The sequence below is a fragment of the Bacillus sp. SIMBA_074 genome, from assembly GCF_046534555.1.
GTDB classification, from domain to species: domain Bacteria; phylum Bacillota; class Bacilli; order Bacillales; family Bacillaceae_G; genus Bacillus_A; species Bacillus_A mycoides.
Map to the genome: position 1 here is coordinate 1 of NZ_JAWRYM010000709.1, position 262 is coordinate 262.

The window sequence follows — 262 nt, forward strand, 5'->3', positions numbered from 1 at the left end:
CAGCACTGTGGCTGCCCGACATGGAGCCCAGTGGACGAGGTGGGGGTTTATCGAAGAATTCGGCGGATACCTCCCGGCAGCAGTATCACTGCCGCAGAGCATACGGACAAAACATCAGGGTGACCTGATAGACAAAAACGTGTGTGTGATACGCAAGATAGCCACGGATGAAATAACAAGAACGAATAATAAATAGATAAAACGTGGAATGGCGGGGGCACACCCCCGTACCATTGGCATTGGGTTGTGTCCCCCGTCATAT

Annotated in this window: 1 protein-coding gene; it reads left to right on the forward strand. The window is 51.9% G+C overall.

All coding sequences use genetic code 11. The features are described from left to right. On the forward strand, positions 1-196 hold a 196-nt coding region (locus tag SB773_RS32630), incomplete at its 5' end, for a hypothetical protein (RefSeq protein WP_410594536.1). Between the last annotated feature and the right edge of the window lie 66 nt (positions 197-262).